Genomic DNA, 16,215 nt, shown 5'->3' on the forward strand with positions numbered 1-16,215 from the left:
CTATCGCATGTTACCTTTCTATTCATTATGACGAATTTTGTCGCAAAAGTAAATGACAACACACTTCTTAGCCTAGAAGGCCTATAAGTCTATCCAACCATTTTTCGGGTTGTCTGTTATAACTTTTCATTTTAGTATCTACTATCCAATTAGGGAGGGAAAACCCGCAAGCCGAGCAGCAAGCATTTGGTCGATCTATTAGTTCCTCATCAAAATAAGACATAATATTTTTTCTAATACATCTATCCGAATGGATAATGTGAAGCATCTGTTGCAATTGTTTTTCTTTCTCATTTGCAATCTCTTTTAGTCGATGCACAGTACTTTCCAATTGCATTCGCTCCAAGTAATAATCAAGAACTCGTTTTCCAGTTTCACTAAGCCCTGCCATTGTAGCCGCTTCTTCACTTGCTGTTTTATTCGCTATAAGAGCAGTATACGTTCTAACTTCTTCTTCGTGCGGCATATCCTCTTGAATGATAAATCGAGTTTTTCTTTCATCATCAGGTGCGTAAAGCAATGTGGCTGCCGATTGCTCCCCGTCCCTCCCTGCTCTACCCACTTCTTGAATATATCCAGCAATCGTAGAAGAAAAATGCTCATGAATGATTTGTCTTATATCGTTTTTATGTATGCCCATTCCAAAAGCATTAGTTGCACATATCCATTGAATTTCACCATTTATAAATTGTTCCTGTATAAATGCGCGGTCAGTCGGTTCCATTCCTGCATGATAAGAAGCGACTAATACGCCTTCATCCAATAAGTAGGAAGTCAGTTCATCCGCACGTTTTCTTGAAGAAACATAAATGATTCCGGGCCCAATTGTTCCTTGAATTCGTTCTTTAATCCAAGCGGTTTTCGCGTTTTGCGACTCCATCTTCATAATAGAAAATGTAATATTGGGTCGGTCCAATGAATGCCTATGAATCGATGGGCTTTTTAAATTTAAATAGCGAACGATATCCTTAACTACTTTTTCGTCTGCGGTAGCTGTAAGCGCGAGTACATTCGGACGATTAGGTTGCTCTAAAAATTCACCTATGCGTAAATAATCTGGTCTGAAATCGAAGCCCCATTGCGAAATACAATGGGCTTCATCTATAACGATTAGTGACAGTTGAATGTATTTTAATTTATTAGAAGTCATCGGCTGTAACAACATTTCAGGTGAAATAAAAATGAACTTATATATTGCCAGGTCCTCCAAAACTCGATTTTTTTCTTTAAATGAAAGAAATGAATTTAAGGCAATAACATACTTTTCACCGTTTCTTTTCATATTTGCAACTTGGTCCTCCATTAATGAAACAAGCGGCGAAATGATCAAAACAGTCCCACTCGAAGCATAAGCCGGCAATTGATAACAGAGCGACTTCCCCAATCCAGTCGGTAAAATAGCAATCGTATCGTTTCCAGTAATAACATCCCGAATGACGCCTTCTTGACCCGGCCTAAAATGTTCAAAACCAAATCTGTCTTTTAAGATTTTATGGATATCCACGTTGCTTCTCCTTTCGACTGTGCACCTAAAATAAGACGCAATTGAAAATAGGTGAGATGTTCAAACTCATCTTTCAATAGACGCAATCTTTTTGTTGCCAACTCATCTGCTTTTTTTAACACATTTTGTATATCATTTCCCGACACAAATTTATCTAATGGAAATGCCGCGTCATTTATAGATAGCTCGACAAAATGATCTTCAATTGTGCTCATTTTCAACTTTCGTAGTGTCGCTATGTCATTCATGGACAGTCCGTTGTCAAACATATTTTTTGTTTGCATAGCTGATAAAGTTAAGTAAGATGAAACTTTGATATCTTTAGTCATTTTTCGCAAAAATGGCGCATCAGTTGACGTTTCAATTGCAACAAGTAACCTATGAATGCTTTCTACAAATAATAGGCGGATAGAGTCCATACTAAGTTTCAAACTGTCAGCTAACTGATTCCATGTCCAGCCTGTTAACCCACCGCCTACTAACCGATGGGTTAAAATTGTTTTTTGTATATCTGTCATTTTACTCTTTTCAATACAACGGGAAAGTTCTTTCATGAATTGAAGAGAAAAAGAAGGCTCATGAATAGGTTGCCCGTGAACAAGTGATTTTACAAATGTTTGGATTTCATAATCTTTTTCAATAGGCATAAATGACTTTTCGCCTAGTCTAAAATTGGAGATCGTCTGCACAAATAATGACAATCTAGCGTAAAAAATCATTTCATTTCCTCTGTAATCCCACCCATTAAAATAATATGTCGGTAGAGTCGTTGCAAAGGACCGTCCTTTTTCTGTCAACACTACAAGTGAATGTTCTGTAATTGACAAATAACCGGAATTTATCAATACTCCAGCTGCTTCGTCGTATAATTCGATTTTTAGTTTGGGCAATATCCCAAAGAAAGCTTTCAAGTTATAGTATTCCACGTCTGACAAAGTTTGTCCCGAACGCTTTCCACGTAACAAGTGTAATCCAGCATAAATAGTACGTTCCCCGTCCATTCTGCTGATAATTGACAATAGTATTGATGAGAGTTTCACTTGTTTGCATTCCCCCGTTCTAAAAAAAGTGTTTTTATGTTGAAAACTTTTGGAAACATCTTTAGAATGATATCGAAGACAAATTGTGTTGTACGTAAAGAAGAGGAGAGACTTAACCATGCCTAAATATACAATCGTTGATCAGGATACGTGCATTGCATGTGGTGCTTGTGGGGCCGCGGCGCCTGACATTTACGATTATGACGATGACGGAATCGCTTTCGTTATCCTAGATGATAACATGGGTACTGCCCAAGTTCCAGAAGAACTGTCAGAAGACTTGGAGGACGCATTCGATGGTTGTCCAACTGATTCCATAAAAGTTGCAGACGCCCCGTTCGACGGCGACGCACTAAAATATGAAGACTAAATAGAAAAAGATCGTTTCCGAGAAATCCCGGAAACGATCTTTTTTATTTGGCCATTAATTCAGAACGTTGTTTAGCAATCCACTGTTTCATACTATTGTAAAGGAGTAATGAAATTACCATAATAATAATACCTTTTATAAGATTGAATGGTAAGATTCCTAAAATAATCATTGTATAGAGCGCGTCACCAGTTGTAGCTGGCATATTCAAGAAATATGTGTACATTGGTAAGAATACGACATAATTCAAGAAGCTCATACCGATAGCCATAGATAGCGTTCCAACGATTAGTCCGCTAGCAAGACCTTTATTACTACGGTATTTATTGAAAATAAAGTAGATTGGTAAAATAAATAAAATTCCAGTTACTAAGTTCGCAATTTCTCCTACCGGAACGCCTGTCGGACTTCCTGTGAAGAACCAATGCAAGACGTTTTTAATAACCTCAACGGTAATTCCAGCAACGGGTCCCATCGTTAAAATAGCCAATACTGCAGGTATTTCACCAAAATCAAATTTCAGGAATCCTGGTATAGCTGGTAACGGGAAATTGAATTGCATTAAGATTGTTGCCATACTTCCTAGCATTGCGATGACAAGCATTTTTCTTAATTTAATATTTTTCAATTGTTCCTCTCTCCTTTTGCGATTCACTTCAAAAGAGGAAAGGCTAGCCACTCTATATATGTCGACAAAAAACTCCCCAAAGCTAAAAAGCTCTAAGGAGTTGGAAAGGTACACTTAAATAAGCATCCTCTTTGTGGACAACACAAATAGAAGACCGCACCTTCACCTTCTCCCATCCAGACTTTACTGTCGGCTCCGGAATCACACCAGAATCAGCCTTGCAGCTCGCGGGCTCGGAAAATCAATTTCCATTACCGCCGGTCGGGAATTACACCCTGCCCCGAAGATGAATCAATATTATGTTACGAACCCATCATATAATAAAAAAAGTGTTTTGTAAACTTGATTGTTTACAAAACACTTTCAACTTCAATTTCCGGTTAAATAATACGGATTGACAGCTACTGGTTCTGGTAAATTAGCTGTTAAATTATAATTGCCAAACTCCGATTGTTGAACGTTTTCGAGCTTCGTAACCATATGGTAGTTTTGGGCTGTCAACATAAACCCTTCAATCATTGCCAATGCATCTGTTGGATTCATTTGCGATAAATCCAATATTTCTTTAAAGCTGACGATGGCAACTCCATCGGCAACACGGACTTCATAATTCGTTTGTTCGGGGACAAGCACTTCAACCATGTCGTTTGGCGCTTTCTTCATAGCGACGAGCGCTTCTTCAACAGTGGCAAAATAAGTACCGCCATCCGGTGTAAGATACGTTTCCCCCGAAGGCATGACATACTTATAATATGGTAAAGGTCTTTTTCCTTTATATAACTCTTTCACTTCCATCAATCCAACATAACCAAAATTCACAAGTTCTCCATTGTCATCGACTGTTTTAAACTTGTCATAATCAATAAACGTTTCATCGACTGACTTTTCGTATACGCCCAATGCAGCAGGGGATAAATCGTAGTTATGACCTTCAGGGACTATATGACTAATTATACTGTCTTTCAACGTCAACTTACCTTTATACGGATGATAATCATCAAACCCAAGCTCTTCCTCTGGAATTTCTGTCGCATACATATTGTATAGTTCAACAGTACTCGGTTCCCCTTCAGGAAAATCTGCAATAATCTGTTGTTCCGAAATAAGAAATGTAACAGGTATAACATTCGCATCCGTAGTCAGACCTATGCGGAATGCCCGCATCCTATCGAGGTGACCCGGAAGAAGTATGTGGCTAGCATTATTTTTACTTGCTAAAACTAAAGAGGACTCCTTTGCGCTTTCCTCGTAAACATCCGAAATCGCGGTACCATTCTCGTTTGCAGCCTTGGAAGAATCCCCGACTTCGACGTTTCGCGTAATTGTTAGATCACTATCCTCACTTGCCCGATCCATTTTCGCCTCGTTCCCACGCAGCATTGACGGAAGAAGCACACTTAGCAGAAGGAGTGCCGCAACAGCAACAAATGCCGGAATCCATTTAGAAGCGACTTTTTTACGATTCAATTTTCGAAAGCGCTCATCTTGTTTAAGTTTCGCCAATACTTCTGACTTGGGGCGATGATCTTGAATAGTCGGCGCTTGTTTCAGTAGTTCTTCAATCTTTTGATTATCCCAGTTATTATTGGGCATCTAGTTTCTCCCTTCTGCCGGAAGAGCATTCATTTTTTTCTGTAAAGATTTAATGGCCCTATGCTGTGTTGTTTTGACTTTTCCTTCTGTCCAGTCAAGCACTTCAGCGGTTTCAGCAATAGATAAGTCATGGAAGTAACGCATGACGATGACCATTTTCTGATCACCCGTACACATATCGAGTTCTTTCAACAACTCTCTCATTTCTTCGCTCATAATTGCCATTTCATCGGGCAAAATTCCCGTAGACACGAGTTCACTTTTTTCCCAATCGAATTTATCGTAAAGATGCTTTTTTCGAACTGAACTTTTTCTGAAATGATCGATTGCGACGTTTTTCGCTATTGAAAAAAGCCATGTCTTTTCAGAACTCTTCCCTTCAAAACCAGCATATGCTCTTAGTACCCTCACATACACTTCATGCGAGAGATCCTCGGCGTGATCTCGGTTCCTAGTCAAGTAAATAAGGAACTTAAACACATCTTGGTGGTACTGCTCATAAAGCCGGTGGAAAACGGAGTCGTCCATGAAATCCCCCCGTTCATTGTATTAGTCGTGTCTCTCTTCAAACAGTTACACTTTTTCAAGAGGTAGCGTACATTTGAAGATTGTTCCCCCTTCAACCCCTCTTTCGGCAGAAATCATTCCGTCATGCGAATCGATAATATTTTTAGCAATCGCTAGTCCAAGACCCGTTCCGCCTTTACCTCTTGTTCGCGCTTTATCGGCTTTATAAAACCTTTCAAAAATAAACGGTAAATCACCTTCTGGAATACCGGAACCCGTATCAGAAACAATGATTTCACACGTATCTATATACTTTTCGATACGTAGAGTTACAGAACCTGATTCGGGTGTATGGCGTATCGCATTATCAATTAGATTTGTAAATACTTGTTCCAATCGATCTTCATCCGCATTTAAAAAGATTTCATCATCTTTTTTAAAGTCGAAAGATAACGAAACATCCGAATCCCTAGCCGTTTGCGTGAATTTAGTGACGACCCGTTCAAGAAATGGAATCATCGATAACGAATCTTTATAAAGCCTCATATGTCCGGATTCCATTCGAGCTAGGTCGAGCAAATCTGTGACAAGTCGACTCATTCTTTTCGATTCATCATGAATAATTTGCACCATTTCATTACGTTCTTCGTCGTTTGACGGTACACCATCAATAATCGCTTCACTATACCCTTGCAGCATCGAAATTGGCGTGCGCAGTTCATGTGACACGTTAGCTATGAAATCGGACCTCAGCTTATCAAGCTGATGCTGTGCTGTCATATCACGTAGTACGGCTACGGCACCTCGAATACTACTGCCGCTATACAATGGGCTAATTGAGATATTGTAAAATTGACCGCTGATTTCAAGTTCATCTTCAACTTCCTCTGAAAATGTCAAGACATGATCTAACATATGATACAACTCCGGTGGTATCGTTTGTTCTTTTGCATCATTTTTAAAATACCAATTTTGAAGTAGTTTTTCTGCTTGCGGATTGCTTAGCAAAATTGTGTAATCTCGGTTGAAAGTGATAACCGCATCCGTCATAGATGTTAGAATACTTGAAAGTTGCTCTTTTTCCTGACTTATTAACTCGACATGATATTTGAGTTGTCTTCCCATCTGATTAAATGCAGTCGCCAGTTGCCCGATTTCATCGTTTTGTAAAGCTGGTAACTTCGTATCGAAATTCCCTTTTGATAACTCGAAAGCAGCGAGGCGCATTTCCCTTAATGGAGAAGTGATTCGAGTGGATAAGAAAAATGCAAAAATCGTCGTTAGTATGAATGCTATAAATGCAGATAAAAATACAATGGATGTTGTTCGATTAGTCGTCCGATGGATCGAATCAAGACTTTGGTAAATATAAACAGTTCCTTTTATTCCTGTGTCTCCTTCAAATGGCTCTGCAAGAACCATATATTTCCCCATTACATCTTTGTCAGTAATTGATGGCAAAATCATTTCTTTGAATATCGGTTTGCCTGAAGAAGATATAGATTGAAATGCGGGCTCTGAAAGTACTTTCTTCTGAATTTCTTCTTTATGTAATCCATTATGAAAACTATGGGTAATCTCACCGGCTTCATTTACTATAAGTGCGTTCGTCTCATCATCAAGAATGTCTTGAATGATAGGGGACATTGAATGTTGACCATCATATTGCCAGACAATTTTTGAAATCGTGAATGCTTCTCTTTCAAGTGAATCTTCCGCTTGTTCTGTGTGGAAGTTATCCAAAAATTCCAATAAAAAAACAGTTACAATAAACAACACAAAAGTAACGAGAAGCAATATGGTTGCCCATAGCTTCCCGACGATTGAATTCCATATCCTATTCATTATGAGCCTCGAATTTGTATCCGACACCCCAAACTGTAACGATCATTTTTGCTGCACGTTCGGAAACACGGTTTAGTTTTTCACGTAGTCGTTTGACATGTGTATCGACTGTCCGAAGATCTCCAAAAAATTCGTAATGCCATACTTCTTTTAACAACTGTTCCCTATCAAATACTTTGTCCGGTGATTTAGCAAGAAAGTATAGTAATTCGTATTCTTTCGGTGTTAAGTTTACTTCTTGTCCTTCCGCTGTTACACGATGCGCATCGTGGTCAATCGTAAGTTGTTGGAACACGACTAAGTCTTTTGACGGTGATGATGCATTAGCTCCAGGGAATACGACAGATCTTCGTAAAATTGCTTTCACACGTAAAACAACTTCACGAGGACTAAACGGTTTGACTATGTAATCGTCTGCACCCGACTCCAAGCCCGTAATGCGGTCCGATTCTTCCCCTTTTGCGGTCAACATAATAACCGGCGTCATCTTTTTTTGCTCTCTTAGTGCTTCTAACACTTCAAGACCATCTTTTTCCGGCATCATTTGATCCAGTAAAATACAATCATAATTATACGCAAGCGCTTTCTCAAGTGCTTCCGCACCATCCACAGCTTCTTCGACCTCATATCCTTCACGTGTTAAGTACATATTTAACAGACGGCGAATTCTATCTTCGTCATCCACAACGAGTAATGTCACTTTTTCTTCCATTCTAAATTTCCCCTTTCTACTTGTTCCTATACCCATTGTACAATCGGACCTACAAAATTGAAATAAAAAGACTGCACGGAGTTGGATAACATCCGTGCAGTCTTAGGTTATTGTCTTAAGTTTGTCACTAAGCTAGCTGGCAAAGGTACTTACGCTTTTCTTATGCGTATGAATGCAGCCCTGCAATAATCAAGTTAACTGCGATTAGATTGAACATGATGATGATAAATCCAATTACCGCAAGCCAAGCTGATTTTTTGCCTTCCCATCCACGTGATAGACGTAAATGAAGGAATGCTGCATAAAAAAGCCATGTAATAAGGGCCCATACTTCCTTTGGATCCCAGCCCCAGAACCTGGACCATGCTTCATGTGCCCAAATCATTGCGAAGATGAGCGCACCAAGTGTGAAGACCGGGAAACCGATAAGAACTGAACGGTACCCAATTTCGTCCATTAATTGTGTATTTGCCTTTTTAGCAAACGGTTGGAATAATGTTGCTATCGGCCGACGTACAATAAGACGCATGAGCAGATAAAGTACAATTCCTGTTGCAACTGACCAAACAAATGTAGTTAATGTTTTCGCATTAATGATTGCTGGCATTTCAAAAAGAGGTGTCATTTTATCCGGCGTAACTGCAACGTACTCATTCATACCAAATAACGGTGGGTAATTATAAACCATTTTTGCTGTTTGTTCGTTTTTGTCAACGAAAGTAAATTCAGCTTCGTACCCCGTTAGCGCAAATGCTGAAGATGACAGAATGAAACCAACGACCAAAACTAGCGTAAACATAACCGACTCCAACCAAAAGCGTTCTTTTGATTTCTTTGTCAGGTCAACGTTTTTCAGTAATAATACAAGTCCCGCAACCGCACTAATTGCAAGGATAGCCTCACCAAGTGCCGCCGTGCTCACATGAACCCACAACCAGTAACTTTTAAGTGCTGGAATAAGTGGCGTGATTTCCGTAGGAAACATGCTTGCATATCCAATAATAATAATTGCAATTGGCAATGCAAATAATCCAAGTGAAGGCGTTCTGTATAAATAAAACAGTAAAATGAACGCTCCTACAAGCATCATTGCAAATGCCGTCGTAAATTCAAACATATTACTTAATGGAGCATGTCCCGACGCCATCCACCGAGTTGCAAAGTAGCCAAGATGCGTAAGGAATCCTATTGTCGTGATAATGATCCCCATTTTTCCCCACTTGTTGTTTTTATACGACGCTTCAGATTTTGCACCCTTTACCGCTCCGCCAAAAAATAGCGTTGCGACAAGGTATGCAACAAATGAAACAAATAGTAAATTCGAGCTTAACGATGCAAGTTGTGTCATTCTGTTTTGTCCACTTCCTTCTCATCCGAATTAGACTCTGTATCTTGCCGATCTTCATACGCTGGCAAGTTTGCGTAGTCTTTCACTTGATTGATTTCTTTTTTCAATGAGAACCAGTTTTTATTCGTATGCCCTGCAAGTAAAACTTCATCGTCTTCGCCTTTTTGAATCCATATTCTCCGGTGATTCCAATAAGAACCCATTGACACACCAATCATGAATATAATTCCACCAACAAGTAAAATATATAACGTCTTATCTTTACGAATTGTTAAGCCCGAAATATCACGAGTTTCTGCGCTAAGGAAGTTCACCTTATAGTCATTTTCTTCGGTTTCTAGCGTTTGACGTATCGCTACGAAACTCATTTCACCGTCTGGTTTAGCTGGCGTAATCATTTTGAAAATAAATGCAGGGTTATTCGGGATTGGTGATTTCGATTTAGGTTCACCGTTTTCAATTCCATCATAATCCGCATAATAATCTTTCAATTCGACGATTGTTTCGTTTCCAAGCACATAGGACTTTTCTGGATTAATAAGATCTACAGTGAATTCACCAAGTGACTTTTCCGTTGCCTTTTCGGTAAGTTGGAAAGTCATTGATTTTAATTCATCTAACCGATAATCCATTTGGAAAACATTATACCCATCGAATTTTAATGGTTTGTTTACAATAATTGAATAATCTTTTTCATGAATCATTCTATCTTGTCCTGGCAAATCATTTTCGTCTTTTTTGTATAAAGCGACGTCTGTCTGGTAGTTTTTCGCAATAACGCCCACTCGGTCAAGTGCTTTCCCGAATACTTCGTCTGCTTCTTCTTTTGTATAGTTTTCAAGAATAAATTCCTTGTTTTCTATAAAATAGCCCGGAGCACCCGGAATTGCACGAGTTTCTCCTTCGCGAAGCCACATCGTTTCGTCCACATAAAAACCTGGAATTCCACGTAGTAAAATTCCAAAAAGGAAAATAATTAAGCCTGTGTGGTTGACGTATGGACCCCATCTAGAAAACCGGTTTTTCTCGGCAAGAATAGCCCCATTTTCCATTTTGACATTATATTTAAGTTCTTTCAACTTCTCTTCAGCTTTCACAAGCGAGTCATCCGGATTTTCAACTGTTCCTATTCCGTAAACTCGTTGACGTTTCATGAAAGATGCATGGCGTTTTGTACGTTGTTGTTTCAGTGATTTGTAAAGCGGAATCACTCTATCAACGCTTGCGATGATAATTGAAATACCGAGCATTCCAATAAGTGTTTTAAACCACCAACTGCTATACATATCGTAAAAACCAAGCTTGTAATAAAGAACGCCCGCAAAACCGTATAATCTTTCGTAGTAATCCGCAATATCTGCATCCGTCGTAAAGGGTACATATAGTTTTTGTGGAAAGAGCGTCCCGATCGCCGATGTAGTAAGAACAGCAATAATAATACTTATTCCGATTTTAACGCTTGAGAAGAAGTTCCATATTTTATCGATAATTGTTCGTTTATATGTTTGTGATCTTCGTGCCGAACCTTCATAACGCATGTCGACAACATCGCTTTTTTTAGCTTCTTCTGTTTGTGGTCTACCACATTGCTCACAAAGCACTGTGCCGAATGGATTTTCATGGCCGCACTGGCATTTGATTTTGCTCATCTAATTGTACTCCTTACTCGGGTTGAATGCTTTCCATATAAGACCGTATTTCATCTTCGGTCATCTCCCGTGATATGATTTGTTCGATTTTACCGTCTTTATTAATGATGTATGTAGTGGGTAGCGGTATAAACTTATAAGCTTCCTTTACACTTTCATCTTTATCTATTGTGATTGGGAATGTTAACCCATATTGGTCCCTAAATGTTTTAACTTTCAGATCCGATTCTTTTATGTTAATTGATAGTACTTTTACACCTTTATCTGCAAACTCATTATGCAGTTTTTCAATATAAGGCATTTCTTTTTTACAAGGAGGGCACCAAGTTCCCCAGAAATTCAGGAAAACCCCTTCGCCGCGATAATCTGAAAGACGTTGCTTGTTCCCTTCGAGGTCAACAAGTTCAAAATCAGGGGCCATATCACCAACCGCTAATACTTTTGATTTTTCTTTTGGTATAAGTGTATATATAACTGCAGAGACAAGAAGAAGCAAAACGATTGTTCTTATAATTAGACGGTTTCTTTTTTTAGTAGCCATCAATTTTGCCTTGTCATTTACTTTGGACATATTTCTTACCTCCTAACATCCCATAATCCAATCTCAATTATAACAAAAGGATTTGCATGCATACGACGCATAATTGAAAGGTCTGTGAACGATTTGGAGGTTTTTAACCGATTTTACCCGTTTCAGCAAGTACACGTAACTGCTTTACTTCGTGTTTTGTCAGTTCTCTAAATTCTCCCGCATTTAAACCGTGTGTTGTCAATATTGCAAATGATTCTCTTCTTAGTTTATCGACGGGGCAACCAATCGCATCAAACATACGACGCACTTGACGATTTTTACCTTCGTGAATCGTAATTTCAATAAGTGCCGTGTTTGTTTTCTTATCCACAGTTCGCATCTTCAATTGTGCAGGTGCTGTTCTTCCATCTTCTAACATAATTCCATGCTCTAGTTTTTTAAGGTCTTCACGCATTGGAATCCCTTTTACTTTCGCAACGTACTTTTTCCGAATTTCAAATTTCGGATGCGTCATTAAATATGAAAAGTCTCCATCATTCGTCATAATAATGACGCCCGACGTATCATAGTCTAGTCTTCCTACTGGAAAAATTCGTTCTTCAACATGTGGTATTAAATCAAGAACTGTCTTTCTTCCTTTTTCATCATGGGCCGTTGAGATAATACCTCTTGGCTTATAAAGAAGGTAATAGACATTTTCTTCTTTCGATATTTGAACTCCTTCAACTTCAACTCTATCTGAACCGGAAACTTTCGTACCTAGCTCGGTAACAACGACCCCGTTCACTTTCACTTTACCTTCTGCAATCAAAACCTCTGATTTTCTTCGAGAAGCAATCCCTGCTTGTGCTATCACTTTTTGTAATCTTTCCATTTCGTCACTCCGTCCTGTATTCTGTAAAAAATTATGTCACACTTTACGTCAAATTAAAAGAAGACTGTCCTGTATCGCCGCAGTCTTCTTGAATTAGACATAATTTGATTCATTTCATAGCTATCTGCTTGAAACTTATTAACGCCTCTGTCTCACCATTTGGTTTTATTTCCTAATTGAAATGGGTGAGGTTATAAGTACCTCATTACCAAATGACACTGTCCACGTTCCCGTACTTCGGGTGTCCGTTCCACGTGGGATATGCACAATATGAGAAAGCTCCTTTTTTTCACCTTTTTTCAGAAGAAGTTGAATAGGCGACTGGAGTTCCCCTTCAATTCCAGGGAGTATATCGTACGTACCACTTTTTGCAACCGTTACAAGTTTGTATGAAGAAAACACTTCGTTGGCAAGACTTTTATGTGTATTCCAGTCATTTCCATCATTCAATGTCACTACAATAATCTTTTTATCGTCTTTTTCAAAAAAGGTGGCAAGTGTACGCCCGGCAACTTTCGTAAAACCCGTCTTCCCGGCAATTGCTGTCGGTTCAGAATGAAGAAGCCGGTGCTTATTACTCCAATTATATGTCGTTTCGCCTTTTTCGTATACATAATTTTTGGTTGTCGCAATTTCTTTAAATGTATCATTCTGCATGGCATGATACAACATGCGAGCTGTATCATATGCTGTAGATAAATGCTCTTCGTTATGCAAGCCAGATGGGTTTGTAAAAACAGTATCGTTCAAGCTATATAGAAATGCTTTTTCATTCATCAAATCAACGAACCCTTCCAAAGAGCCACCTGCATGTTCAGCCAGAGCATAAGCCGCATCATTGCCAGAGCGGAGCATCAGTCCGTTAAGCAATCCTTCCACATCTTCAACTGCATTTTGTTGCAAGTAAAGTGACGAGCCTTCTGCAGAAGCCGCTTCCGGCGAAATATGAATCTCCCCGAATGGTGCACCACTTTCAATGACCGTAAATGCAGTCCATATTTTCGTTAAACTAGCAATTGGTAGTCTTACATGTTCATTAGACCCCATTAATAACCTTCCAGTATTTGCGTCAATCACAGCCCACGCTTGTCTAGCAAATGCGTCTTTCGCACCTACAAGTAGAAATAATGAGATGAATAGAACAATGAGTAGTGCCCGTTTCAAAAACGATTTCCTCCTCAATCATTTTCTATTGTGAACGCTTCTTGAAACTGTGTCATAAATAGATCCGTATCTTCCGCTTCATTTTCTTCTTCAATTATGAGTGGTGGTAGTTCCTCAATTGAGCTAAGCCCAAAACGATCGAGAAACAAATCGGTCGTCCCGTACAATATAGCTCGACCCGTTCCATCCGAACGACCTTTTTCCATTATAAAGCCCCGAGAAATGAGTGTATTAAGAGGTCCGTCCGATTTGACGCCTCGTAAATCATCGATTTCAACACGAGTTACGGGCTGTTTGTAAGCAACGATTGCTAGTACTTCCAAAGAAGCTTTTGTAATCGATTGAGGAGAAGGATTTTCTAGCAATCGTTTGATATCATCTGCGTAGATCGGTTTTGTCACAAGACGATAAGCACCACCGAATAATTTCACCGTAATCCCGCTATCCATTCTAAGCTCGTAGTTTGAAAGAAGTTTTTCAAGTGAATTGACAACTTCTGATTCTTCTTTTTCGGTTAAAACCGTTAACTGTTGAATCGTTAGCCCTTCATCGCCAGCGATAAATAAAAAACTTTCAATCATTCCGACAACTCGTTCATCAATTTCCATTTCCATTTACAGCATCCTCCTTCCTAAATGAAACGGTAAGTCGGTCGAAGTTTCCGTCCTGTTCAACGATCACATCTCGCCGCATCATGAGTTCAAGTAAAGAAAGGAAGGTAATCACAAGTTCTGGCGTATTACCGACATCAAATAGGGAATAGAAATCACATCTTCCACCACTTCTTTCTAGTCTGCCCATAATTTCATCCATTTTATCACCTACGGATTGCTCTGTTTTCATTATACTTGCAGATGTTGGCGCTTTTAATCGCTTTCGATCCAACATCTTTTGAAATGCTCCTATTAAATCGAATACGTTCAAGTTTTCTTCCGTACCTATCGCTACGACTTCGCTAAATTGCCCTAAATTCCCCGGTGTTCTTGTAAAATAATCTGAACGTTCCTCGGCGGATTCTTTCAAACTAATTGCCGCTTCTTTATATTTCCGATATTCAATTAAACGCGCTACGAGCTCATCCCGTGGGTCATCTTCCATGTCGAAATCGGTCTCATCGCCAAACTCTTCGCCTTCGTGCACTGGAAGGAGCATTTTACTTTTAATTTCTATTAATGTAGCTGCGAGTACTAGATACTCACTGAGTTCATCGAGTTGCAGCACACGCATCGCGTGTAGGTGTTCTATGTACTGCTGCGTCAGCTCACTCATCGGAATATCATAGATATCAATTTCAAGTCGATTGATTAAATGTAATAATAGATCTAGAGGACCTTCAAAAGCTTCAAGTTTCACTTTATATAACAAGGAATTTCACCTACCTAATGTTTTATACTTTCGAAAGGACTGATTGCATGCAACCGCTCCACAATCCATTATTTATGAAGTTTATTGTTTATTTTAATACAAACGAAGATTTTTTTGAATGCCACGAAGTACTTGAAGAGTATTGGAAATCTCTTCCGAACAGCACAAAAAATCATCCACTCGTTGCTTATATTTTACTCTCAACGGGACTATATCACTTTCGAAGAGGGAATACTGTAGGGGCACTTCGAACACTCCGTAAAGCATCGACCAAAATGACGCATATAGTAAGGGACTTTCCCGAATTCACAAAAGGATTGGATATTAGCCGGCTCTGTGCCGATTTAGAAGCAACGATTGACCGCTTACAGACAGGTCAATCATTTGAGTCTTTTCCTCTTATTGTTTCGTCACCAGGTCTAGCGCTTCGAACGAAAAAGATGGAACTTTCAATGGATCTTCTCCCTTTCGAAAGCGATGCAGTTATTCATAAACATATGCTCCGGGACCGGACGGATATTCTTCTCGCACGCAAAGAAAAAAAGAAGGGCAGAATTTAATCTTCTGCTCCTTCTCCTTTTAGCGCACATTTTTTTAGAAATGATTCGGTATCCTCGGTGCTGATGCACTTTTTTTCAGGGAATAGTGTTTGTAATTTCAACACCATTTCCTTACCGATTCCTTCACCTCGGAATGATGGATTAATAGATATATGATGCAATGTGTATGCATCTTCTCCCATTTCCAAACCAATCAAACCAATAAAATCTTCGTCTTTTTTCAAAAGAAACAACTGCCAATTTGATTCTGTTTCATATCTGTGTATCGTTTCCTGTAATTTCTTTACATTCTTTTCACCGGGCATGTATGAAAGTAAACCCATCGCAATTTTCTCATACGTTTTCTTATATCGTAAAAGCATAATAATTGAACACCTTCTTTTCTGAAAACCCTTCATATATCCTATACGAATACGTAAGATTTTTCAATACTAAGCGTTATCTTGGGTCAATAACTGGTGCGACAAAATACCAATAAGCGGCACCCCATACGATAGTAACTAGAACTAAAATGATAAACAAAG

Annotated in this window: 17 protein-coding genes and 1 riboswitch; of the genes, 2 read left to right on the plus strand and 15 right to left on the minus strand. The window is 39.1% G+C overall.

The window, feature by feature from the left end; translation table 11 throughout:
• Nucleotides 1-67: 67 nt before the first annotated feature.
• Nucleotides 68-1,504: a RecQ family ATP-dependent DNA helicase gene (locus KSU66_RS13430; protein WP_269051971.1), complete on the minus strand. Its 1,437-nt coding sequence runs from the start codon at nt 1,502-1,504 to the stop codon at nt 68-70.
• Complete coding sequence (locus KSU66_RS13435) at nt 1,483-2,544, minus strand: helix-turn-helix domain-containing protein (RefSeq protein ID WP_269051972.1); 1,062 nt, start codon at nt 2,542-2,544, stop codon at nt 1,483-1,485. Before KSU66_RS13435 ends, KSU66_RS13430 begins: the two co-directional genes overlap by 22 nt.
• A gap of 118 nt (nt 2,545-2,662) precedes the next feature.
• Between KSU66_RS13435 and KSU66_RS13440 the strand changes: the two genes are divergently transcribed.
• Nucleotides 2,663-2,914, plus strand: coding sequence for a ferredoxin (locus KSU66_RS13440; protein ID WP_269051973.1), 252 nt, complete (start codon nt 2,663-2,665; stop codon nt 2,912-2,914).
• A 43-nt stretch (nt 2,915-2,957) separates the two neighbouring features.
• On the opposite strand, the gene KSU66_RS13445 is transcribed toward KSU66_RS13440, so the two are convergent.
• From KSU66_RS13445 to KSU66_RS13500, 12 genes are all read right to left on the minus strand, one after another.
• Nucleotides 2,958-3,542, minus strand: coding sequence for an ECF transporter S component (locus KSU66_RS13445; RefSeq protein WP_329958820.1), 585 nt, complete (start codon nt 3,540-3,542; stop codon nt 2,958-2,960).
• 160 nt (nt 3,543-3,702) lie between these two features.
• Nucleotides 3,703-3,834: riboswitch (FMN riboswitch) on the minus strand.
• Between the two features lie 77 nt (nt 3,835-3,911).
• Nucleotides 3,912-5,135: a hypothetical protein gene (locus KSU66_RS13450; protein ID WP_269051974.1), complete on the minus strand. Its 1,224-nt coding sequence runs from the start codon at nt 5,133-5,135 to the stop codon at nt 3,912-3,914.
• The gene (gene sigX / locus KSU66_RS13455) at nt 5,136-5,663 is read right to left on the minus strand and encodes an RNA polymerase sigma factor SigX (RefSeq protein WP_269051975.1); all 528 of its coding nucleotides are present in this window, start codon (nt 5,661-5,663) and stop codon (nt 5,136-5,138) included.
• Nucleotides 5,664-5,708: 45 nt separating this feature from the next.
• On the minus strand, nt 5,709-7,487 hold the full coding sequence (locus tag KSU66_RS13460; RefSeq protein ID WP_269051976.1) for an ATP-binding protein: 1,779 nt from the start codon (nt 7,485-7,487) through the stop codon (nt 5,709-5,711).
• Entirely contained in the window at nt 7,480-8,199 is a 720-nt protein-coding gene (locus tag KSU66_RS13465) for a response regulator transcription factor (protein ID WP_269051977.1), read from the minus strand. Before KSU66_RS13465 ends, KSU66_RS13460 begins: the two co-directional genes overlap by 8 nt.
• Before the next feature lie 160 nt (nt 8,200-8,359).
• The gene (ccsB, locus tag KSU66_RS13470) at nt 8,360-9,547 is read right to left on the minus strand and encodes a c-type cytochrome biogenesis protein CcsB (protein WP_269051978.1); all 1,188 of its coding nucleotides are present in this window, start codon (nt 9,545-9,547) and stop codon (nt 8,360-8,362) included.
• Nucleotides 9,544-11,196 (minus strand): cytochrome c biogenesis protein ResB, encoded by a 1,653-nt coding sequence (resB, locus tag KSU66_RS13475; RefSeq protein ID WP_269051979.1) that lies wholly within the window; start codon nt 11,194-11,196, stop codon nt 9,544-9,546. Before resB ends, ccsB begins: the two co-directional genes overlap by 4 nt.
• A gap of 13 nt (nt 11,197-11,209) precedes the next feature.
• A complete protein-coding gene (resA, locus tag KSU66_RS13480) occupies nt 11,210-11,767 on the minus strand; it encodes a thiol-disulfide oxidoreductase ResA (protein WP_269051980.1) in 558 nt (185 codons plus the stop codon).
• Nucleotides 11,768-11,870: 103 nt separating this feature from the next.
• The gene (locus KSU66_RS13485; protein WP_269051981.1) at nt 11,871-12,602 is read right to left on the minus strand and encodes a pseudouridine synthase; all 732 of its coding nucleotides are present in this window, start codon (nt 12,600-12,602) and stop codon (nt 11,871-11,873) included.
• A 165-nt stretch (nt 12,603-12,767) separates the two neighbouring features.
• Entirely contained in the window at nt 12,768-13,766 is a 999-nt protein-coding gene (locus tag KSU66_RS13490) for a D-alanyl-D-alanine carboxypeptidase family protein (protein WP_269051982.1), read from the minus strand.
• 14 nt (nt 13,767-13,780) lie between these two features.
• Nucleotides 13,781-14,380: an SMC-Scp complex subunit ScpB gene (gene scpB / locus KSU66_RS13495; protein ID WP_269051983.1), complete on the minus strand. Its 600-nt coding sequence runs from the start codon at nt 14,378-14,380 to the stop codon at nt 13,781-13,783.
• Nucleotides 14,364-15,131 (minus strand): segregation/condensation protein A, encoded by a 768-nt coding sequence (locus KSU66_RS13500; RefSeq protein ID WP_269051984.1) that lies wholly within the window; start codon nt 15,129-15,131, stop codon nt 14,364-14,366. Before KSU66_RS13500 ends, scpB begins: the two co-directional genes overlap by 17 nt.
• Nucleotides 15,132-15,205: 74 nt before the next feature.
• On the opposite strand from KSU66_RS13500, the gene KSU66_RS13505 reads away from it, so the two are divergent.
• Nucleotides 15,206-15,691, plus strand: a complete 486-nt coding sequence (locus tag KSU66_RS13505) for a DUF309 domain-containing protein (protein WP_269051985.1) — start codon at nt 15,206-15,208, stop codon at nt 15,689-15,691.
• On the opposite strand, the gene KSU66_RS13510 is transcribed toward KSU66_RS13505, so the two are convergent.
• Nucleotides 15,688-16,053, minus strand: a complete 366-nt coding sequence (locus KSU66_RS13510; protein ID WP_269051986.1) for a GNAT family N-acetyltransferase — start codon at nt 16,051-16,053, stop codon at nt 15,688-15,690. The genes KSU66_RS13505 and KSU66_RS13510 overlap by 4 nt on opposite strands.
• Between the last annotated feature and the right edge of the window lie 162 nt (nt 16,054-16,215).

The sequence above is a fragment of the Sporosarcina sp. G11-34 genome, assembly GCF_026931025.1.